Genomic DNA, 22,336 nt, shown 5'->3' with positions numbered 1-22,336 from the left:
CGGCACGATGGTTTTGGTACGGGAATCCCCCGCCGCATAAGTAGCTACATAATTTTAGGTGGCAGATCAGTGCTGCAGCTTCCCCCTTTGCAAAAGGGGGATTGAGGGGGATTTGTTTTTGTGTGGCTTGCTGCCGTAAATTATATGTAATGCCAAATCCCCCCTGCCCCCCTTTTTCAAAGGGGGAGAACACAATGCTGGTTCTTACCTCTCTCCAATCCCTTTATTCAACCGGTTTAAACGCTGTCTCTTTATAAATCTCTGTCAGCAAATCTTGGCCAAAGCGGGAGGCCATTTTTTGGTGGACGGGGATGAGCGCTTTGCGAAAAGCGGCGCGTTCGGCTGCAGTTGGGGTGTAGATGGTGGTTTTGCCACTGGCTTTGATGGCGGCAAGCGCTTTATCGGTTTCTTGCTTGGCGATCTGATTGGCGTAAGTGGAGGAATCATTCATCGCCGTGGTGAGAATGGTGCGAATATCTGCCGGTAGGCCTTCCCAGAAAGTTTTATTCACAATCACCGCATAACCCAAGAAGCCGTGGCCAGTTAGGGTTAAGTTTTTTTGCACTTCAAAAGCTTTGCTGGTGTAGAGGTTGGATGGTTCTAGCTCGGTGCCATCCACTACGCCGGTTTGCAGCGCTTGGTAAACCTCGGAAAACGCCATCACCTGCGGCAATGCACCTAAGGTACGCATTTCTTCATCTAGTACTTTGGATGATTGAATGCGGATTTTCATGCCGCGTAAATCTTCAGGCGTGCGCACGGCTTTATTGCTAGAGAAGTTTTTAAAGCCGTTTTCCCAGAAGCCCAGCGCCTTAATGCCCTTGGTTTCCAGCTTGGTAAATAGTCTGGCACCAATCGGGCCTTTCATGACTTTATCGACTTCTGCATAGTTATCAAAAATATACGGCAGATCGAAAATTTCGAACTCTTTCACGCCCAGTGGGCCAAATTTGGCTAGGCTAGGGGCCAGCATTTGTACTGCGCCTAATTGCAGCGCTTCCATTTCTTCTTTGTCTTTGTAGAGCTGGCTGTTTGGATAAACCTCTACTTTGACGCGGCCTTTGGTGCGTTCTTCGGCTATTTTTTTAAAGTAATCAGCAGCTTTGCCCTTGGGGGTATCCACGGCAACCACATGGCTGAACTTGATCACGATCGGCGCTTCGGCCGCAAAGGAAGAAGTGATAGTAAGTGCCAAGATGGCCGCTAGAAAAGTACGCATTACAATCTCCAAAGCTGTTGAATGTATTGATGATTGTTGACGAGCGAGATCATCTTTTCAATTGTGGTTGTCACGACTGTGGTAAACCACAGTAAGCTTATGAAAGGCTTGTGCTAGCATTAGCGCATGCATTTACTGACTACTATTTCCAAGCGTCTAAGCGCGCATCCATGGTTTGTTCCAAGACTGGCACTGCTGTTGTTTGTGGTGACGGTGCTCGGTTTATTTGCCTATTTACGTCATGGCGAGCATGAAGAAGCCCGCTTGGTGCTGATTAATGATGTGTTGTGGGTAGAGCAAAACCTGCGTTTTGTGCTGGGGCAATCAGAAGAGCGCTTGGCGGCCTTGTTGGAGCAGGCGAGAGATAGCGATCTCTCTGAGGCGGAGTTTCGGGATCGGGCACGTTTGATTATTGGCGCAAATTCGGCGATTACCGGGATTCATCTCAGCTCTAAACAGCAGCTGCTTAATTATGGGCAGGTGCTGACCAATGAAGTGAGCCGCGATGCTTTATTGCTGACCCGCTCTAATCGCCGCCCTAGTTATATTGTGCCCAGCCAATCCAAAGGTATGGTGGCGCTGCTGATTGCCGATCACGATCAGGAATTAATCGCAACCATAGCCTTGCCGCAGCTTTTGCAGCAGCAGGTGCCTTGGTGGTTTGCTTACAAGTATCGCCTTGCAATATTGAATGCGGATGGGCATGAGTTGGCGAGCAAATCCAGCATTACTGCCGATGATGAAAACTTGAGCTATCAACTCCCCTTTGATTCTTTAGGTAGCGGCATGTTGCTGCGCATTACGGCTTATCGTCACCCTACGGGGCTGGTGCAAAAGTTACTGACGGCGAGCGTGGTGGCTTTAGCTTTGATCGTATTATTTAGCTGGTGGCGATTGCGCCGCCAAATGCAGGCGCGGCTTTTAGCAGAAAACGCCCTGCGTGAAGAGCATGCGTTTCGCACCGCTATGGAAGACTCACTCTCGGTAGGGATGCGCGCCCGCGATATGGATGGGCGCATTGTCTATGTAAACCCAGCTTTTTGCGGCATGGTAGGTTATAGCGCTGAAGAGTTGATTGGTAAGCTGCCGCCGTATCCATACTGGAAGCAGGAAGATATTGCAGGGCATCAGGCACAAAACGATATTGTGCTCAGTGGTCTCGCCCCGCACGAAGGGTTTGAATCGATGGTGCGCCATCGTGATGGCCATTTGGTGGCGACGCGTGTTTACACCACGCCGTTGATTGATGCTACGGGTAAGCAGCGGGGCTGGATGAGTTCGGTGGTCGATATCACGGCCTTAAAAGCCGCCGAAGCACGGGAAAGAGAGCAGGAAGAAATGCTCCGCCATACGGGCAAGCTGATTACTATGGGTGAAATGGCATCCACCTTGGCGCACGAGTTAAACCAACCGCTAATGGCCATGAGCAACTACGCCAGCGCCGCCCGCCAGTTTGCTAATCAAAATAATCAGGAAATGCTGGATTCAACGCTTAGCAAAATTGCTGGGCAGGCCCAGCGTGCCGCCGCCGTGGTTAAGCGTATTCGCGAGTTTGTGCAAAAGCGCACACCACTACGCTCTTACTGCGATTTGAATGATATTGCGAGCAATGCTTTTGAATTAATCGATGCCAGCGCACGCAGCCAAGGCGTGCGTTTGCACTTTAATTTGGCGGCCGATCTGCCGCAAATCCATGCAGATGAAGTGCTGTTGGGGCAGGTGGTGCTTAATTTATTACGCAATGCGCTGGATGCTAGTGGTGAGCAGCCACAAAGCCGCCGCGATGTATGGCTGGCAACCTCTTGCGATAAGGATGGCGTGTATCTTTCGGTGTGTGACCGTGGCGCGGGCATTCCTCCCGAAGTAGCCAACCGCTTATTTGATGCTTTTTTCACCACCAAATCGCTGGGCATGGGTATAGGCTTAAATATTTGCCGCTCTATCTTAGAGCAGCACCAAGGGAAACTTTGGTTTGAAGCCCACCCACAAGGCGGCACCTATTTTTATATGAGCTTACCGCGATGAAAACTGTTTATTTAGTCGACGACGATATCGCCGTGCGCGATTCACTAGGCTTGCTGCTGCTTTCGCATGGCTATAGCGTGCACTCTTTTGCAAGTGGCGAGCAGCTCTTGGCCGAGATTCATCCAGAAAGTGAAGGCGTGGTGCTGCTGGATGTGCGCATGCCGGGCTTAAGTGGGCCAGATGTATTTAAGCTGCTGTATGAAATGGGCAGTGAGCTGATAGTGCTGTTTTTGTCTGGCCACGGTGATATCCCGATGGCAGTGCAAGCCATACGCCAAGGCGCGTTCGATTTTTTAGAAAAACCATGTAGCGAAAAGCAATTGTTAGAGCGGATCAATGATGCTCTAGATGTAGCGATTGGCCGCCATCAGCTGCGAAACAACCAACAATTACTAGAAAAACGCCTTGGCTCGCTCACCCCTCGTGAGCGAGAAGTGATGGATTGGATTTTACAAGGCAAGCTCAATAAACAAATCGCTGACGAAATGCAAATCGCCATCCGCACGGTAGAAGTCCACCGCGCCAACGTCTTCGCCAAAATGGGCGTGCGCTCGGCTTTGGATTTATCGCAGTTATTGAAGGTGGGGTAAAGATTGATCACTGTAGCTATGCAGCTGGCCGTATAAAAAAGCTTCAGCTAAAGCAGACCACGTACAGCTGTAAAACTTGCCAGCCTAGCAAACGGGCACTTATGCGACGATGGGTAGTGAGCAGGTGTGACGTTAAATCCTGCTATGTTTCATATCCTTAGAGCCGAAGCAAGCAGATTTAACTTTACTCTGACCCCAGTTATTCTCTGACCCCAGTTATTTTTCCCTCGGACAATGCTGCTGATAGGGACGCGCCAAGCTGGATGTCGTGAGTGTCGAAAAACACGTCATGCCCGAACGTCTTTAGGCGTTCGGCGAATTTCTCGACGATTGCTTTATCGCTGTGTGCGTAACTTAGAAATATGTGCATACCGTGGCTTTGGTGGAGGCATAACAATATGTAGACACCCTAAAGCGGCAGAAAAACCACCACCTTGGGGGCATAAAAACGCTGAGCCCCTTGTTAAACCCTTGCTGGGCGCAACCTGAAGTATTTTATGCCGATATATTACACCCGATTGAGCAGGGCTTCCCACCTTGCCTTGTTGTTTAGTCAGGTTAGCGATTGACTTCTTGGAGTGAGGCGTAAGGGCTGGGGCTGCATTTGAAATGAAAAAAATGTAATCAATAACTTATCTAATTAATTTTTATGCGGGATTTTTGCGGGGCAGGGTGATCATCTGTTGCGATTTGTGGTGATGTCTTTCAATATGACTTAATTCTAAGTGTCTGATTATGTTGGCTTGGTTTAAACCCCTCACGCATGGGGTACAAGGCTGAATAACTGGGGTCAGAACAAAATTAAATCCTACTATGCTTAATGCTCTTAGAGCCAAAGAAAGCGGATTTAACCTTATTCTGACCCCAGTTATTCTCGAAGCGGCTTCGGCTTGAATGAATTGTTAGGGCCCGCTCCACGCACCCCGAGTGCCCAGTACAAGGTTGAGCCGATGATTGAGTTAGCCGCGATGATCGAAGCCAGATCTAGGCCTAGCCACTCACCATGCTCAAGTGAGAGGAGCAAAAGGCTTAATAAACCCACCACTAAGCCGGCCTTTAGGTACTGTGAGAACCGCCGCTTATTGCGGGCATGTAAGCAAGTGAATCCAACAATGCTGAGAACAACCTGAGGCCACAGCCCAAGTATTGCGCCCACGAGTGCCCACTGTGTAGAAAATGGCCCTGGGTTAGGGCGTCCAAACTCATGCTCAAGGTAAAACGTGCCAACTAAAAGGACAGTGCAAAAACTAAAACTTGCGAGTGCCGCCAAAATTTGCCGCATGACCGGATCCTCCGTGCGGGGCCTAGTTTATTTATTCAATTTCACGCCAAACATTTTTCCATTTATCACCAAATAGTCGTTTTGGTAAAGTGTAATTTATATAAAAAACATAAACCATCATAAATATTAAAGGTGGCGATATTACAAATGAAATTGCGGCACAGAAAAACCTAACCATTAAATCTGGGTTGGGGGTCAGCTTATAAACGCCACCAACCATTGCCAATCCAACAAATATTAGCACTGGGAGCGCCGTCGCTATTAACTCTATAAATTTAAATGGGTACTTATTTATTGTGTCATCAACTGCATTTAAAGCCTTTTTTTGAAGAACAATTTTAATCCCATTATCAACAAATCCTAACTCTTCAAGTTTAATAACTGCTGGACAGGTATTTATTATTTTTATGGATCTTTGGATACTCATCCAAACATATACAGCAATGAATCCACCTAAAAATACAGCAAGAGAGAGGGGGACAGGTTTAGTTATCACGGCTAAGAAAAGCAAGTTAAAAGGAAATAAAACAAAGAGCACAGTAGAAAAAGAAATAGAAAATAATAAATAATTTAACGACGTGCTTTCAAGCTTGTTTTTTAAAATAAATAGCAACGAGACTAAGCATATAAAAAAGGAAAAAACATATGAAATGGTACTAACAAAGTAAATATCACTGCTAGTTTCACTGTATAGAACCTCACCAAATCCGTACCCAAATAAAACAAGAAAAAACAGCCCTATAAAAACCTGCTTGTATAACTGAGAAATAGAGAAATCGATTTCTTTACTCACAAAATACCTATTTTTTTTGATAAGCAGGATAATTACTTGCTGGGAATAACTCAATGCAGACAAGCCTGATCCCCAACAACTGTAGGCGGGTTATGACCCGCCCTTTAAGGCTTTCATTTTAATTTATTAATCCGGCCAGCGATCAGCCAGCAAGCGAATGAAAACTGATAGCAAATTAAAGAAATAAACCCAGCACCAAACAAAAGACATATGCCAGAAAAAGTAGGAAATACTCTAATTGTATTATAGCCCACGAGAAGTAGAGCAAGGATCGTCACAGAAAGGAATAATGGCAAATTATGCATAACAGATAAATTGTCATCAATTAGCTCTTGCGCACCCTTTTCAGAGTATTTTTGTTTTATAACTACTAATAGTTCTTCCTTTATCCCCCTTGCTTTTAACCACGTTTTAATTAGCATAAACGCTAAAGTCAGAACTAAAAGCGTGATCACGACAATTTTTGTTGTACCGCTATTTATTAGGTAGATACCAGGAAGACCAACTCCAGAAGAAAGGCAGGAAGCTACTAGAACAACCATACCTCTAGTTGCAATCTTTGCTGAGGCACTACTTGGAATGGCTTTGAAATTAAAAATTAAATTTACCATTGCAACAACCAGAGTGATTGTAATTAAAAGAATAACTGGGTTAAAAATCAAATCAACACCAACAGTATATTTTTTCAGCATCAGTACCGCGCCCAGTATAGACAATACCGTGATAAATATGAACCCGTATAATGCGGTCCTTTGTAGTGTGTTCATTATCTTGCCCATGCTGCAGCAGACTCTTTCGCACCTGTTGAGTTATCAACATAATCAACGATTTCAGCAGCAATGATATAGCCAACAATTACTATCGCTACAACCATAATTACAGGTGCACCTAAAGTGGCGGCCCCCATAGATATTATGGCAGCAAACGCTCCACCAATTGCAGCCGTTGCTCCCGCTTTTAAAACAGATACCCCCGCACGACCAAGAAACTCACTAAAGTCCTGACTACTTCCATCTTTCAAAAAAACTTCATTGGCATCGCCGAATATATCAATAACAGTGCCAATAGCGCCAATTTTCATACCCCCGCCAAAATTAGCTTTAGTTGTAATATAAATACGTTTCATTGAACCTAACCCTCCCCTCCCGCGATACTGGTAACCACTACCAAGATGCTCAAATTTTGCATTTCCAATTGGAGCTTTAATCGTCGTCTTTCTTGCCGCAACGCCTGTAAAAGTAAGTAAACGCCCTTTTAGTACATAGCGGTACATCCCTTTATTGGCTTTTTCAACATATAATTTCATGCCTAATGTGTTAAAAATACGCCAATTTGACTGTACATATCCTACAGTTTCTTTAAATGCATTAGCGGTCATAACATTACCAGTTAATGCTGAATTCGCTTCGTTTGCTAAATTGGCCACCACTACACCAAGTTGGCTATTATCTCTCGGTTCTTTGAGTAATTGAGCTGGGTCGCCACTAATTGATCCTGTTTGCTGAAGGGCATTAAGAGCTGCAGGCTTCAAGTCACTTTCAGCAATTAGGCCAACAACAGCACGCTCCTCAAACTTAGGTTTCTGCTCTACATATTTTATATAATCAAACTGGCTAGGTTTGAGCTTTTGGTCGGCAAGGTACTTTTGATAGAAATCCTGATTTCCTGGTTGGACTGATTGGTCATAAAACGAATTTAAATCCCCCACTTTACACTCAAGGGAATTACGTGATTGTTGCCCAATGATGACCATCATAGGCTCAGGTTTTATTTTTGGATCATCGTCATATTTTGTATCATCCAATTTATTTGGTGCATACTTTCCAATCACCACTCCATTAAGCTCCAGAACTAGACTTGTTCTAAAATTTCTAGATACCCAAATAGAAAAGCGCTCACCATCCTTAAATGTTGCTCTTTGGTTTTTGCTGGCTTCAACCAACACCTTGTCACGCTCATTATAAAAATCAGACTTTACAGCGCTTAAAGTATAGGTGTTTCCTTTTTTTAAATTTATATCAAAAACAACATCACGATGTTTACGTAAAATAACTCGATTAGCACACCCTGCAACAATCCCTTTTGCGTCTTGCCCCGGCAAGCAGATGTATATTTTTTTTTCTGGCAAATTATTCATTATTATTTACCTTTTCTAGTTATTTGACTTGCTTTGAAGCTATCAAAATCAATATCTTTTAATTCGGCCCAACCAGAGCTATCCAATGTCAATGAGTGCCCTGTGCCATCTTGGGACGCCAATTGAATTAATTCATTTTTTGGTGAGTTTCCATCTGCATCTTCATATCTTATTTTCATATTTGTCTTTTTGCCCTCAGATTTGAATGCCTTCACCAAGCTCGTAGGCCCACTGATCTCATGCTCCCCCCCTTTAATGCTTATTTCCCCTGGGCAATGGATTTCAATATTGCCGTCTTTTATCCGGATATAGCCGCCGCCAGAGGTGAAGAGCAGTTCATTACCTGCGGTGATTTCTGCATTTTCTTTGCAGGCGGTGATTTTAACGTTTTTATCGGCGGTGATTTCAATATCGTCGCTTTGGGCTTGCAGCTGGATTTTGCCTTTGGCTGCGATGATCTTCAGCGCAACCTTATCTTTTACCCCGGCCACAAACAGGCTGATGTGCTGGCCTACGTTGTGAATCCAGCGGCGGCCAGAGGTTTGATTGGTGTCACGCTGCGCGACTAAATCCAGGTTGGTGCCTGCGCTGAGGGTTTGGCTTTGCGGGCTGGTGATGGCTACGCCATCCTCGCCGTGCAGCAAGATAATTTTTTGCTGGCCTGCTTGATCTTTGGATTTGCTCTTGCCGTCTTTATCGGTGTTGCTGCCCGCTTCAAGGCTCTTGCTGGCGTGTACGTGGTGATAAAGATGGCCGGTGCTGGCAGTGCTGCCCGCGCTATTATCGGCCTCAATAGTTTTGCCTTCGTCGCCGGTTTCTATGCTGTCGGCAAGTTGGTTGGTGGCCGTTTCGCCTAGGCTTTGGGCCAACGCTAAAGCTGATTCAAGCTGGCTTTGCGCGGGGCTGTGGTCTAGCTGCTTGCCACTAGCGCCGCCTTTGGCTTCGGTGCTGATCAGCAAGCCATTGGCGCGAATTGCACCTTGATTGTCCGTGCGTAGCTCAAAGCCTTCGCCGCGTGGCTCGCCTTTTCCATCAGTGCGCGGGTGGATCAAATAACCAAGGTTGAGTTGGGTTTTACCATGTTCGCTAGATAGCTTAGTTCGGACTTCGCCCTTGGTATCATCGAATAGCAGTTCGCCGTATTGGCCGCCTTCATGCTCTTTGGTTTTAATGCCTGAAAGCGTTTTATTGGCAGGCAGAGCGCCAGCGCCGCTGAAGGCGGGCACTGGATGACTGCCGTTATAGGCAACCCCCGTTACAATTGGGCGGTCGATATCACCTTCAATAAAATCGACCAGCACTTCTTGCCCGATACGCGGGATGAACTGATGTCCCCAGCTTGCCCCTGCCGATGGATAGGCGACACGTATCCAGCAAGATGATTTATCGTCCAGATTAGCGCCAAACTCGGGGTGCTCAGCGGCACGTTGCCAGTGGAGCTGCACCTTGATTCGGCCATATTCGTCGGTGTGGACTTCTGTATCCGCAGGCCCAACCACGGTGGCGGTTTGCACGCCTAGGCTAGTGGGCTTGGTAAATTCTTGCCCACCCAGATGGCTAAGCACAGGCTGGCCGCGTCTTTGGGCGGTAAAGTCTGCTTGGTAAGGTGCGTTATCTTTTATCGAAGGGGCAAGCAGGCTGGGCGCAACTAAGCCAAGTTGCTGGGTTAAATCTACTGGCAAATTATTGTTTGCAGTGAATTTAAGCTCGGTGACGGCGAACTCTCGCTGCTCCGCGTCATCCCACTCGTGCGCGGGGTGATCTTCTAAGCGGAACCATTGCCCGGCTTGTAAGCTGCGCAATGTACCAGAACCGCTAAACGATTTTTTTTGCCCATCTAAAGCGTCCTGACGCAGCTTTGCATCGTTGCTGAGCTGGTCTAAATCGCTGGCGTAGTAATGTGCTTGAGGGTCGTAATATTCTAGGCTTGACTGAATTTGCTGCCCGCCTTCGCCCTGATCGATCGCGCTATTGTTCAGGCTGTGGCTGGTACTACTGGCTTTGTAATCGAAGCTGGCAAGGGAAACTGAGCTGCTGCCAATTTGACGCTGGCTGTGCCATTGGGTAAGAGAGTCACTTTTTTCGCTGGCATCGGCGCGATGAAAGCGAGCGATCGGCTCCAAAGCTTCGGGGATGGAGAAAACATCATCAAAAACCACGAGCTGCACTTGCGGGGAATCACCCGCCAAATGTACAAAGCGCCACGATAAACCGCATTCTTTCATTAAGCGGCATAGAAAGGCGTAATCATTCTCACGGTATTGCAGGCAATAAGAGCGGGGCGGGTATTCGCCCGATAGTTTGAAATCCAGCGTTTGCACTGAGGCAAATACAGGATTCTTGGCCTGATGTTCGGCCAGCACCTGTTTCACAATATCGACAGGGGATAAATCCTGAAACACCCGCGAAGTGCGGCGATATCTAAGCAACGCAAAAGGCGGCTCTACCGTCAGTGCGTACTTTGCAAAGCCCCCATCAGAGCCTAAAAGTTGTACCTGGCTAATGACCCCGCAACGCTCAATCGCATCACCATTGGCGTTTTCTATCGCCAATACCACCGGCAAGCCCAGTAGCGATTTGAGTTCTAAAGTACCATCGGGGGAGAGGCAGTCAATCTGATAGCAATAAGCCTGATTGATCCCCTCGCTACCTGTTACTCGCTGGGGCAATAACTGCTGGCCCCATGCTGCACCGTCGCCTAGTTGAAGAGAGATAAGGCGCTGATCTTGATTAAAAGCAGCGGCGAAAGAGGCAAGTAGATCAAAGGGCATGTTAAACCAAGGTCTTACGAGGAGGGTCATATATTACATGAAGCTTTTGCCATGCTGCTGTAGATATTTTGTGATTACTGCACAACACCTAAGAATTTTTATGATTGATGTAAGTAATATGCCCTATCCGCACACGGCTAAATAAAGTGGCAGGGGTTGAAATTGTTCTAATCCCCTGTTTTTTGCCAATAAAAATGCGGCCTTGTGAGCCGCATTTTTCCTAGAAAACATTAGAAACATTGATTGCATCATGGTAATGAAATTATATGGTTAAAAGGCATTCTTTCGACATATTTGCTGCTGAAGCCTTTTTTCATATTAAAAAAATTGGGTTATGGTTTGCATTTTGATACGCTTAATTGTTTAAAACCACACCCCATAACGGCGGATGTAGATAGTTTTAACGAATTGTGCCAGTGCCATATAGCCGATCATGGTGGCGATCAGCCAGTACCAGTAGGAAGAGTCTAGTGAGACAAAGCCTAGCGATTCGGCAATGGGCGAGAAGGGTAACCAGCAGCCAATTGCAACGGCAATCACGGTAGAGAGCATCACTGGCCATGCCGCGCGGCTTTGCAGAAAAGGAATCTTCTTGGTGCGTAGCATATGCACCACTAAGGTTTGCGAGACTAAGCCAACAATAAACCAGCCAGAATTCATGATCAGCTGACCACCGCCGTGGGCGTAATAGGCGGCTCCTGCGCCAAATACGGTCCACATCAAAATATAAGTGGTGATATCAAATACCGATGAGGTTGGGCCAAGCCAGATCATAAAGCGGCGGATATTGCCTGCTTCCCATTTACGTGGCTGCTGCAGGTATTCCTTATCCATTTTGTCCCAAGGTAAAACAATCTGGGAAATATCGTAGATTAAGTTTTGAATCAGTAATTGCATCGCCAGCATGGGCTCCCAAGGTAGCCAAGCCGATGCCACCAGCACCGAAAACACATTGCCAAACGCAGAGCTGGCCGTGATATTCAGGTATTTCAGAATATTGCCGAAGGTTTCGCGGCCCGTAATGACCCCTTCTTCCAGCACCATCAAATCTTTGTCTAGCAAGATAATATCGGCGGTTTCTTTGGCGATATCTGCCGCGCTATCCACCGAAATACCTACGTCGGCATCGCGTAGCGCTGGTGCGTCGTTAATCCCGTCACCCAAGAAGCCAACGGTGTGGCCATTGGCCTGTAGGGCTTTTACCACGCGTGATTTATGCAGCGGTGTAAGTTTGGCAAATACGCTGCAATCCTTGACGGCTTGGCAGAGCGCGATATCGTCCATCGCTTCGATTTCTGGCCCTAGCAGCGGGATGCCCGGCTCTAAGCCAACATCGCGGCAAATTTTACTGGTCACGATAGGATTATCGCCAGTAAGCACTTTGACCGTTACGCCGTAATCACGCAGCGCTTTAATGGCGGGTGCGGCCGAGGCTTTAGGTGGGTCGAGAAAGGTTAGAAACCCGCGCACGACTAGATCGGATTCATCAGCCACCAGATAGTGTTTTTTGTTTTTTGTAATGGTTTTAGTTGCCACTAATAAAACGCGGAATCCTTGTTCGTTATAGGCTTGGGTTTGGCTGAGTAGGCGGCTCCTTGCGGCTTGGTCTAAGGCGAGAATGTTGGAGCCCGCTTGATAGTGTGTCGACACGGCCAGCATTTCTTCTACTGCGCCTTTACAAATCATCAGCTGCTGATCTTGCTGATCGGCGACGACTACAGTTAAGCGGCGGCGGATAAAATCAAAGGGTAATTCGTCTACCTTGTGGTAATTCCTAGGTAAATCGCTCACATCTTTGGCGCGCTCCAGCACCGCAATATCCATCAGATTTTTAATACCGCTCTGGTGAACGCTATTGAGCCACGCCAGCTGTAAAATGCTTTCGTCCAGCAGGCCTTGGCAGTTGAAATGTTCTTCCAGAATGATTTTATCTTGAGTTAACGTGCCGGTTTTATCGGTACATAACACGTCCATTGCGCCAAAGTTTTGTACCGAATTCAGCCGTTTTACCACCACTTTGCGTTTGGCCATAGCGATTGCGCCCTTGGCCAAGTTGGCAGAAACAATCATCGGCAACATTTCTGGGGTTAAGCCCACCGCAACTGCCATTGCAAAGGTCAGTGCAGATAGCCAATCGCCCTTGGTTAGCCCGTTAATCAAAAAGACAATCGGTACCATCACCAGCATAAAACGAATCAATAGCCATGAAACGCTGCTTACTCCGCGGTCAAAACTGGTTTCTACCCGCTTATGGCTAAGGACATTTTTGGCTAGAGCGCCAAAATAGGTTTGGCTACCGGTGGCAACCACCCTAGCGCAGGCTGTGCCGCTAACTACATTGGTACCCATAAAGCAGATATTGTTGTTATCCAGTAGGCTTTCTGCCTCGCTACTGCTGGACTCGGCTGATTTTTCTGCTACATCGCCTAAGGTATCGTATTTCTCAACCGGCAGCGCTTCGCCGCTGAGTACGGCTTGGCTGACAAATAAATCACGCGACTCTAGCAGCTCGATATCGGCAGGAATCATATCGCCCGCTTGCAAATAAACAATATCGCCAACTACCACATTGCTCATTGGCACTTCTAGTTTGCGCGCCAAGCCCGTGGCGCTCGTGCGTAAAACGGTGGCGGTATTGCTGACCAAGGATTTGAGTTTTTCAGCGGATTTACCGGTACGGTATTCCTGAAAGAAGCGCAATAAGGCGCTTAAGGTCACCATGGTGGTGAGGATGATAATCCCTATCCAGCTTTGTTCTTCTGGGCCAACCATTTGCACATCGGTGATATAGGTGATGATGGCCAATACCAATAGCACCATCACAAAAGGGTTTTTAAATGCAAGATAGAGTTGGATGATGGCGTGTGGCGGCTTATCGTGAGCTACTTCGTTAAGGCCATGTGTATGTAAGAGTTCGGCAGCTTGGCTGTCGCTTAAGGCTTTGGGGTGTTGCGGATGAGCTGGTGTGTGATTTTGCGTCATGCTGCTTATTCCTGTTCACCAGCGTGCAGGGGTGCGATGCATTATTTAAGCAAAGCAGTCCCCTTGCGCACGGGTGTGGCGCTGAAATGAAAAAAGATATTTAATTCGCTCGCTGAATTGCTTAATTGCAATTCAGCGAGCGGTATCGGTTGGTCTGGCATGATTTTATTCCTTAGAAATAAAAATAGAATGATTAAATGGCCCATATCAAATATTCAGAACGAGCGTATCCTATTCATTAATTAATGGATTAATGATAAATTAAACTAATTGGCAGTTGATTTCAGATAATCAATGCACAAATGATTAATGTGCGTGACTAGCCATAGTTTTGCGCCTTAAGCCCCACTTAATTTGGTTTACATCGTGATGCTGGCTGAGGCTGATGGCCATCTGGTTAAAATTTTGCTGCAGATGGGCCGATAAATGCAGCAAGACCGACAAGCAGTATTTGCCTTCGGGCAGGCGAAAAACCTTCAGCTGCTGCGCCTGCAGGCCTAAGTGATTTAGATTTTGAATCAATAGCTTGCGCAAATTGCTGATGCTAGATTCGGCACTGGTAATTTGTAAAAAATACTGTGAGTTATTGGTTTTACGGCCGTGCAAAGCCCTTAGGGCAATGATGAGTTTTTTTAGATAATGCATGATTTTCCTCCGGTTAGGGGAGGATGCGCGGCTCCTGAAGAGCCAAATCAATAAGCATGTACCGGCCCATTAAACCCCGTGCGCATAAGCGTAGCGGCTGTTTATTAAGCGCTGATTTTTTCAGCAACAATGGAATAGGTGAGTACGGGCGGCCAAAAGCCAAAAGACACCACACCCTGCGTAACAGGATATGGCAGATTGAATCTACTTTATCCTGCTATACCGCGGTTACAAACACAGATTGATTACATCCGTCGTTGTCCACAGACAGCCTCTTAGATAGTTAATATGTGGCGGATTCTACCCAATAATTAATTAATGTCAATGCGAATTAATTAATTACTTTGTATTTGTGATTATTCAATGCGCTGAGCATTAAATATTGATTTGGAATTGAGCAGATTATCAGGCGTATTCATCTGCTTGAAATCAGTGGATTCAAATAGGTCATAGGTTCTCAAGTATTTCGAAAATCAGCATTGTCACTCCCGCGTAGGCGGCAATCCCGCTAGGTTACTGGATCCTTGGCAAAAGCACGTGTGTGTGACGCTTTTTTAGCCCGCTTAAAATTCATGAAAACTTGTGATTCACTACTTACTCGCAAAAATAATGCCCTCACGGTGATGAGGGCATTCAGTTTACGATTTAAGCGCTACGCGCGGCTACCGTTGCGGCAAAGGCATCCAGCATGGGCTGGATGCGCTCGTGTTTTAGCTTGAGCGAGGCCTGATTTACCACCAGGCGTGAGCTAATCTCACGGATGTCTTCTACCGCCACCAGATTATTGGCTTTAAGCGTGCTTCCTGTGGACACCAGATCAACGATGGCATCGGCTAGGCCCACCAGTGGGGCCAGCTCCATCGAGCCGTAGAGCTTGATTAGATCGACGTGTACGCCCTTATTAGCAAAGTGCTCGCGGGCGCACTGGGTGTATTTGGTGGCAATGCGTAAACGCGCACCTTGCTTAACTGCACCTTCGTAATCAAAGCCCTGTTGCACTGCCACCATGAGGCGGCATTTGGCGATATCTAAGTCGAGCGGTAGATAGAGGCCCGCACCACCGTGCTCTAGCAGCACATCCTTACCGGCAATGCCTAAATCGGCAGCGCCGTATTGCACATAGGTTGGTACATCGGTTGCACGAACAATGATGAGCCGCACATCGTCCATATTAGTGCCAATAATTAGCTTGCGGCTGGATTCTGGAGCCTCACTGGGCACAATGCCTGCGGCGGCCAGTAGCGGCAGCGTTTCCTCGAAGATACGACCTTTAGACAGTGCAATGGTAATCATGGTGTGTACCCGTGTAGGGGGCGCGGCAGCCGTGCCCAGTAGCAATTATTCTGTAAATGTAAGGGCACGGCACGCCGTGGCCTCAGGTGATTATTTTGTAGTGTAGGGGCACGGCATGCCGTGCCTTATGGTCATTATTTAAACAATTTAAGCGAAACGGGGTATTTAGAAGGCCAGCCGTTGATGGCTTTTGCACCTTCCCATAGTGCAAAAATAGCGGAGCCTATGGCCACCCACCAAAGGGGGAGTGGGCTTTGTAGGGCAAAACCTGCCAGCATTGCCAAGGCATAAAAGCAGCCCATTAAGAGCTGAAAATTGCAGGCGTTAATGGCATGTTGTTCAACAAAATCTGAATGTACGCGCGCAAATTGCAGCACCAGCACTGGAATCAACAACGCCAGCACCGCCATCGGCAAAATTGGCAGCCAAAATACCCCAGCTAGATGGGCCAGTGCGGCAGCGCCTTTTTCGTTTTGTGAAGGAGGACGCGGCTTATCGTCCTGCTCCTCTGCTGCGGGTTTGGGATTGAAGATCAACATGGGGTACCCAGGAGTAGGGACACGGCACGCCGTGCCCAACAAACAATTAGGAAATTCTTTCGATTTGCGCACCAACCGCCGACAATTTACGCTCGATATGCTCGTAGCCACGGTCGAGGTGGTAGATGCGATCAACAATGGTTTCACCAGTGGCGATCATCCCTGCAATCACTAAAGAGGCCGATGCACGAAGGTCGGTTGCCATGACGGTTGCACCTTCTAGCTTTTCTACCCCAGTCACAATCGCCGTATTGCCTTCGGTATTGATTTTAGCGCCCATGCGGATTAGCTCGGGTGCGTGCATAAAGCGGTTTTCAAAGATGGTTTCGGTAATGATGCCCGTGCCTTCCGCTACGCAGTTCAGCAGCATAAACTGCGCCTGCATATCGGTTGGGAAAGCGGGGTAGGGCATGGTGCGGATATTCACAGCCTTAGGGCGCTGTTTCATATCAATGGCGATCCAATCGTCACCTGCTTCGATATACGCACCGGCTTCGCGCAGCTTTTCTAGTACCGCTTCCATGATATCGGCACGGGTATTGCGTAATACCAGCTTGCCTTGCGCCACGGCGGCGGCGATCAGGAAAGTGCCGGTTTCGATGCGATCCGGCACGATGGCGTGCTCTGCGCCGTGCAGCTCGGCAACGCCTTCGATGGTAATGGTGTCTGTGCCGTGGCCGCTGATTTTTGCGCCCATTTTGATCAGGCAATCTGCCAGATCGACGACTTCTGGCTCACGTGCGGCGTTTTCGATAATCGTAATGCCGTCTGCCAGTGTGGCCGCCATCAGCAGATTTTCTGTGCCGGTTACGGTGACCATATCGCAAACAATGCGTGCACCTTTTAGCTTACCAGTGGCTTTTACATAGCCGTGCTCGATCACAATCTCGGCACCCATTGCCTGCAGGCCTTTGATATGCTGATCAACTGGGCGTGCGCCAATGGCACATCCTCCTGGCAGGGAAACCTGAGCTTCACCAAAGCGAGCTAAAGTAGGCCCAAGCACCAAAATCGATGCGCGCATGGTTTTAACCAGCTCGTAAGGGGCGATCAGGGTGGTGACTTCATTGGCGGTGATTTCGTATTCGTGGACATTATCGGTCATTACCCGCACGCCCATGCCTTGCAGCAGTTTTTGCGTGGTTTTAACGTCAGCTAATTGCGGAACATTGGTCAGGCGCAAAGTGCCTGCAGTCAGTAAGCTAGCGCATAAAATAGGTAAGGCGGCGTTTTTTGCGCCAGAAATTGAGATTTCGCCGGAGATTGGGTTGCCACCGATAATTCTTAGTTTGTCCATTTTTCTAACTCAGTTGTTGTCCACTAAAAGCACAAAAGCGTGATTTGTGGTTTTTTGGTCGTTTAGGGTGTGCAGTGTTTGCACACCGATTTCATTAGGGTTGTTATTTAAAACAATACCAAAACAGCGCGGCAAGGCCTGCGATCAGCCAAGGTAGATTGGTCAGGGCCGCCAGCTTTTGCGAGCTGCGATCCAGTGGTTTTCTGGCTTCAACGATGGCTTGCTCAAGCTTGGCGCGATTATTTTCAATGGCGTCTAGATTGAAGCGATCATCTTGGCTCATTGGAATTGCTCAGCCCATTCGCTAGGAGTTAGCGTTTTCTCCAGCGATAGGGCATGCAATTCGCCAGAGTCTAGCTCTGGTTTAACCGATTCTTTGACTAGGCGATGGCGGGCTAACAGGCCAAGGCCTTCAAAGCGTGGAGAGGCGATGCGGGCATAAAAGTGATGGCCATCACCGGTAACTTCAACGGCGGTTGCGGCGAGGCGCTCGGTAAGCAAGGCTTGTACTGATTCGGGAGTCATAGATTGCTTAATGCCTTAATTTGTAGCCAGATTTGATTAATGCGTAAGCCGCACTCGATAAAATGGTCAGTGAGAGCAACGCAACAGCAAAAGCATGCCAAGGCGATACATCACTCACACCAAAGAAGCCGTAGCGAAAACCATCAATCATATAAAAAACTGGGTTCCAGCTTGAGATGCCCTGCCAAAAGGCAGGCAAGCTGTGGATGGAGTAAAACACGCCGGATAAAAACGTCAGCGGCATGATTAAAAAGTTTTGAAACGCTGCAAGTTGGTCGTACTTTTCTGCCCAAATCCCTGCCAATATGCCAAGCGCAGCCATCAGCGCGGAGCTAGTCAGCGCAAAGGCTAAAATCCATAGTGGGTGAGCAAAGGCAGGCAGATTAAACCACATCGTCATCACAAGTACACCGGCCCCCACCACCAGCCCACGCACCATGGCGGCAAGCAGATAGGCAAGGAAAAACTCTAGGTGCGATAGCGGTGGCAGTAGCGCAAAAATCAGGCTGCCAGTGACTTTGGATTGAATCAGGCTAGATGAAGAGTTGGCAAAACTATTTTGCAAAATCGACATCATCACTAAGCCAGGAATCAAAAACGCCGTGTATTGCACACCAGGATAAGGCTCTACATGGCTATCAAGTACATGGGCAAAGATCAGCAGATACATCAGTGCAGTGAGCACGGGTGCAGCAACGGTCTGAAAAGCAACTTTCCAAAAACGCAGTACTTCTTTATAAAACAGCGTGTAAAAACCTTGCATAATCTCGTCTTGGCGTATGGGGCATTTGTAAAAAACTATTGGGGAGAAACCTTGTGCATTCGAGCGCCAGCATATCTTTATTTAAAACCCAAATCTTGTACCTTGGAGGGCACTAAGAGCACGGAGCTACACTGAGAAAAGCTGCAAACTGAGTATTGCATTAGTGTTTGTAACCCTATTGCCTTTCTCTGTGCTCCTCTGCGTTATCCTTTTACTCTGTGTGGTGCAAGATTTGGGTTTTCAGGCCATGTAGCTAAAAATCGCGTGCCCACCTTACTGCATCATGTCCACAAAAATGGTTTCTAGATCTGCCTTGCCTACTTCGATATCTCTGAGCTGCACTGCGTTATTTCTAAGCTCGCTTAAGATGGCTTCAAGGTCACGGCAATCTGCTAGTTTTAGCTCAAAGCCACTGTCTCTTTCGCAAATCAGCAGTGGGGCGAGTGATGCAGGCAGAATGGCGGGCTTAATCTTGATAAACAATTCACGCGCAGCGCCACGGCTCATCAGCGTGTCTTTGTCTTCTAGTGAAATCAGCTCGCCTTTTTTGAGCATGGCGATGCGGTTACACAGTGCTTCGGCTTCTTCTAAATAATGCGTTGTTAGCACAATGGTGTGGCCGTCTTTATTGAGGCGGCGGATAAAATCCCACAGGGTTTTACGCAGCTCCACATCAACGCCGGCCGTTGGCTCATCTAACACAATCACGGGTGGGCGATGCACTAAGGCTTGCGCCACCATGACTCGGCGTTTCATCCCACCAGAGAGCGCACGCATATTGCTATCGGCTTTGTCGGTGAGGCCTAAATTGTGGAGAATTTCATCAATCCACGCGCCATTATTGCGTAGGCCAAAATAGCCAGACTGAAACGTCAGTGTTTCACGCACGGTAAAAAAGGGATCGAAAACCAGCTCTTGCGGCACAATCCCTACTGCGCGGCGTGCTTCGCGGTAGTCTTTTTGTACATCAAAGCCCATCACCGAGATATGCCCCGATGTTGGGCGTGAAAGGCCTGCTAAAGCCGAGATCAGTGTGGTTTTTCCTGCGCCATTAGGGCCAAGTAGCGCAAAAAAATCACCCTGCTCTACCGTGAAACTCACCCCTTTTAAGGCGTGGAAATCACCGTATTGCTTGGCTACGGCATCAAAAACGATAGCGCTCAAGGAGCTACTCCAACTGCGGCACTGGCTGGTGTACTTGCATTGGGTGCTTTAGCTGCATCCATAGCATCTAACTCTGCATCCGTTGGGCCTAATTGCAGTGGTTGAGGTGGCGCGCCATCCCATACACGGTAATAACGCCGCTGTAGGTAGGAGTCACGCAAAAAAGCATATGGATCTGCTTGGGCATCGATCATTGGATCTAAAGGCAGCAGTTGGCGACGTTGTTCTACGCCCCAAGCGCCATAGCGGGCAATTTGCGTGCCAAAGTCTTGCGTGCCATTCCAAATATCTAAAGGATCGGCAAAGAGGCGTACAGCAAGGTCACTGCTATCGCGCAGGGTGGTTGGGCCGCGTAGTGGGATCATTAAATAAAGGCCGGAGCCCATTCCCCAGCTACCTAAGGCTTGGCCGATGTCTTCATCGCTTTTTTTCAGCCCCATATCACTGGCCCAATCGACTAAGCCAAACATGCCCAAGGTGCTGTTGATGGCGACTCGGCCTAAGCTATGACCAGCCTCAGTGCCCTTGCCTTGTAATAAAGCACCAAAAGAGGCGAAAAAGTCATCAATATTGGCGAAGAAATTGCTCGCGCCTTGTTTGATTGGGCCTGGTGAATATTTCTCGTGTGCTTCAGCAGCAGGTTTGAGAACCGCTTTATCAACCGCATTATTGAAGGCGAAAATGCCACGATTGACCGGCTCGATAGGATCGTAGTTATTCTGTGGCGTCGCACATGCGCCAAGTAAGAGAGCAAATAGGGGGAGAAGGCGGCGCATGTGTGTGTTTATATCAGTGATTAAGGTCGATATTCTAGGCTGATTTGGCCTGTTGCGGGCCGATAAATTATTATCTGCCCGCTGGATAAGCAGAACACAGCACTGCCCACAAAATATCGACCATTATTGCTAGCCGTTTTTTGCTGCACAGGCTGAATCCGGCGTATCGCTCTGTGGCTTAAGACTGCTATTTCAAGGGCAGTATTGTGCTTACACCATAGAGGCGAATCAGCCCAGCTAGGCCTTCAGTCAGCTCTGAGAAGCATAGCTCGGCCCCCTGCTTACGCGCACTACGCAGCCAGTGCAGTAGTACCGCCACTGCGGAGGAATCTGCTGCACTTATTTGGCTAAGATTTACTTCCAGTAGCTCGCCTTGGCTGAGCGTTGGCAAGGTGGTCAGCTGTGCTGCGGCCGTGTCTAAAGTGAGCTTGCCACTGGCTTGAAACACTTTCATTTGCTTGCGCTACGCTGTGCGTTATTGCGATCAGAGAGCTGCTTGATTAAGCCATCAATGCCGTCTTTGCGGATGATCGTATTAAATTGATTACGGTTGTTATTGATAAAGCTAATGCCATCTACGGCAATATCGTAGGTTTTCCAGCCAGCATCGGTTTTTTCAAAGCTAAAATCGAGTGGGATCGGTTTTTGCCCTGGTAGGCTAACTTCGGTACGCACGGCCATTTCGCTTGCATCGTTGCCTGGGCGAGTGCCTTTTACATCCACTTGAGCATTTTTATAAATAGAAAGTGCGGATAGGTAAGTGCGCACCAGCATGGTTCTAAATTCGCGGGTTAAGGCTTGCTGCTGCTCTGGTGTGGCTGTTTTCCAGTAACGGCCAACGGCCAGCATGGTCATACGATTGTAATCGGCCAAAGGGGCAACGCGTGCATCAACAAGATCGCGTGCTTTAAGGGGCTCTTTATCATTTTTTTTAATGATATCAAGCACATCGCGGCTCACATTTTTAACGATGACTTCAGGTGCTTCAATTGCTGCAGCTAAGCTACAGGTGGCGATAAAACCCATTGAGAGGGCAAGGATCCATTTTTTCATTATTTTTGCTCCGATTTTTGTTCACCAGCGGTTTCTGCTTTGTTAAACAGCACACGACTAATTAATTGCTCCAGCACGATCGCTGAAGAGGTAATGGTAAAGCTGTTGCCATCGGCAAGCATTTTGCTATCTGCACCCGAGGTCACACCAATATATTGCTCACCCAAGAGGCCAGAGGTCAGGATTTCTGCTGAAGCATCTTTACTAAAATGATAGCGGCTATCCATATCTAGCTTCACCCTTGCGACGTAACGCTCTGTATCTAGAGTGATACTACTCACACGGCCTACTAAAACCCCAGCACTTTTCACTGGCGCACGCACTTTCAGGCCACCCACATTTTCAAAATTTGCAATTAGCTCATAGCTATTCGATGCCGGCAGTGTGGTTTGGCTGCTGACACGTAAAGATAAAAACAGTAAGGCGGCAATGCCTGCAGCGGCAAATAGGCCTACCCAAAAATCAATCATGCCTCGTTTCAT

The 22,336-nt window shown here is 47.8% G+C and carries 21 protein-coding genes; 2 read left to right on the top strand and 19 right to left on the bottom strand.

Features of this window, described 5'->3' with window-relative positions:
* Nucleotides 1-223: 223 nt before the first annotated feature.
* The gene (locus Q0R17_RS02885) at nt 224-1,219 is read right to left on the bottom strand and encodes a TRAP transporter substrate-binding protein (RefSeq protein ID WP_374759849.1); all 996 of its coding nucleotides are present in this window, start codon (nt 1,217-1,219) and stop codon (nt 224-226) included.
* A 126-nt stretch (nt 1,220-1,345) separates the two neighbouring features.
* Here Q0R17_RS02885 and Q0R17_RS02880 point away from each other — a divergent pair, with 126 nt between their 5' ends.
* Nucleotides 1,346-3,244 (top strand): sensor histidine kinase, encoded by a 1,899-nt coding sequence (locus Q0R17_RS02880; RefSeq protein ID WP_293931958.1) that lies wholly within the window; start codon nt 1,346-1,348, stop codon nt 3,242-3,244.
* Entirely contained in the window at nt 3,241-3,834 is a 594-nt protein-coding gene (locus Q0R17_RS02875; RefSeq protein WP_293931956.1) for a response regulator transcription factor, read from the top strand. Before Q0R17_RS02880 ends, Q0R17_RS02875 begins: the two co-directional genes overlap by 4 nt.
* A 199-nt stretch (nt 3,835-4,033) precedes the next feature.
* On the opposite strand, the gene Q0R17_RS20030 is transcribed toward Q0R17_RS02875, so the two are convergent.
* The 18 genes from Q0R17_RS20030 to mlaD all read right to left on the bottom strand — a co-directional run bounded on the left by Q0R17_RS20030 (nt 4,034) and on the right by mlaD (nt 22,336).
* Entirely contained in the window at nt 4,034-4,204 is a 171-nt protein-coding gene (locus Q0R17_RS20030) for a toll/interleukin-1 receptor domain-containing protein (RefSeq protein WP_374759848.1), read from the bottom strand.
* A 943-nt stretch (nt 4,205-5,147) separates the two neighbouring features.
* Complete coding sequence (locus Q0R17_RS02870) at nt 5,148-5,909, bottom strand: hypothetical protein (RefSeq protein ID WP_293931954.1); 762 nt, start codon at nt 5,907-5,909, stop codon at nt 5,148-5,150.
* A 113-nt stretch (nt 5,910-6,022) separates the two neighbouring features.
* Complete coding sequence (locus tag Q0R17_RS02865; RefSeq protein ID WP_293931952.1) at nt 6,023-6,601, bottom strand: hypothetical protein; 579 nt, start codon at nt 6,599-6,601, stop codon at nt 6,023-6,025.
* Between the two features lie 74 nt (nt 6,602-6,675).
* A complete protein-coding gene (locus Q0R17_RS02860) occupies nt 6,676-8,046 on the bottom strand; it encodes a hypothetical protein (RefSeq protein WP_293931950.1) in 1,371 nt (456 codons plus the stop codon).
* 2 nt (nt 8,047-8,048) lie between these two features.
* Nucleotides 8,049-10,817: a type VI secretion system Vgr family protein gene (locus tag Q0R17_RS02855; protein ID WP_293931948.1), complete on the bottom strand. Its 2,769-nt coding sequence runs from the start codon at nt 10,815-10,817 to the stop codon at nt 8,049-8,051.
* Nucleotides 10,818-11,180: 363 nt separating this feature from the next.
* Nucleotides 11,181-13,799, bottom strand: a complete 2,619-nt coding sequence (gene mgtA, locus Q0R17_RS02850; protein WP_293931946.1) for a magnesium-translocating P-type ATPase — start codon at nt 13,797-13,799, stop codon at nt 11,181-11,183.
* A 306-nt stretch (nt 13,800-14,105) separates the two neighbouring features.
* Nucleotides 14,106-14,444, bottom strand: a complete 339-nt coding sequence (locus Q0R17_RS02845) for a hypothetical protein (protein WP_293931945.1) — start codon at nt 14,442-14,444, stop codon at nt 14,106-14,108.
* Nucleotides 14,445-15,089: 645 nt separating this feature from the next.
* Entirely contained in the window at nt 15,090-15,737 is a 648-nt protein-coding gene (gene hisG / locus Q0R17_RS02840; protein ID WP_293931943.1) for an ATP phosphoribosyltransferase, read from the bottom strand.
* A gap of 134 nt (nt 15,738-15,871) precedes the next feature.
* The gene (locus tag Q0R17_RS02835) at nt 15,872-16,276 is read right to left on the bottom strand and encodes a DUF4870 domain-containing protein (protein WP_293931942.1); all 405 of its coding nucleotides are present in this window, start codon (nt 16,274-16,276) and stop codon (nt 15,872-15,874) included.
* Between the two features lie 46 nt (nt 16,277-16,322).
* Nucleotides 16,323-17,573: a UDP-N-acetylglucosamine 1-carboxyvinyltransferase gene (gene murA / locus Q0R17_RS02830; protein WP_293931940.1), complete on the bottom strand. Its 1,251-nt coding sequence runs from the start codon at nt 17,571-17,573 to the stop codon at nt 16,323-16,325.
* A gap of 103 nt (nt 17,574-17,676) precedes the next feature.
* The gene (locus Q0R17_RS02825) at nt 17,677-17,856 is read right to left on the bottom strand and encodes a hypothetical protein (protein WP_293931938.1); all 180 of its coding nucleotides are present in this window, start codon (nt 17,854-17,856) and stop codon (nt 17,677-17,679) included.
* Nucleotides 17,853-18,098, bottom strand: coding sequence for a BolA family protein (locus tag Q0R17_RS02820; RefSeq protein ID WP_130106312.1), 246 nt, complete (start codon nt 18,096-18,098; stop codon nt 17,853-17,855). The genes Q0R17_RS02825 and Q0R17_RS02820 overlap by 4 nt, the downstream gene beginning before the upstream one ends.
* 7 nt (nt 18,099-18,105) lie before the next feature.
* Nucleotides 18,106-18,861, bottom strand: a complete 756-nt coding sequence (locus tag Q0R17_RS02815; protein WP_293931933.1) for an ABC transporter permease — start codon at nt 18,859-18,861, stop codon at nt 18,106-18,108.
* A 273-nt stretch (nt 18,862-19,134) separates the two neighbouring features.
* The gene (locus Q0R17_RS02810) at nt 19,135-20,025 is read right to left on the bottom strand and encodes an ABC transporter ATP-binding protein (RefSeq protein WP_293931931.1); all 891 of its coding nucleotides are present in this window, start codon (nt 20,023-20,025) and stop codon (nt 19,135-19,137) included.
* Nucleotides 20,022-20,801, bottom strand: a complete 780-nt coding sequence (locus Q0R17_RS02805; protein ID WP_293931929.1) for a VacJ family lipoprotein — start codon at nt 20,799-20,801, stop codon at nt 20,022-20,024. The genes Q0R17_RS02810 and Q0R17_RS02805 overlap by 4 nt, the downstream gene beginning before the upstream one ends.
* Before the next feature lie 187 nt (nt 20,802-20,988).
* Entirely contained in the window at nt 20,989-21,255 is a 267-nt protein-coding gene (locus Q0R17_RS02800; protein ID WP_293931927.1) for a lipid asymmetry maintenance protein MlaB, read from the bottom strand.
* The gene (locus Q0R17_RS02795) at nt 21,252-21,854 is read right to left on the bottom strand and encodes a phospholipid-binding protein MlaC (protein ID WP_293931925.1); all 603 of its coding nucleotides are present in this window, start codon (nt 21,852-21,854) and stop codon (nt 21,252-21,254) included. The genes Q0R17_RS02800 and Q0R17_RS02795 overlap by 4 nt, the downstream gene beginning before the upstream one ends.
* Nucleotides 21,854-22,336, bottom strand: a complete 483-nt coding sequence (mlaD, locus tag Q0R17_RS02790) for an outer membrane lipid asymmetry maintenance protein MlaD (RefSeq protein WP_293931924.1) — start codon at nt 22,334-22,336, stop codon at nt 21,854-21,856. Before mlaD ends, Q0R17_RS02795 begins: the two co-directional genes overlap by 1 nt.

Source organism: Iodobacter sp., from assembly GCF_025352645.1.
GTDB lineage: Bacteria > Pseudomonadota > Gammaproteobacteria > Burkholderiales > Chitinibacteraceae > Iodobacter.
This window is presented reverse-complemented; position numbering and strand designations above follow the sequence as displayed.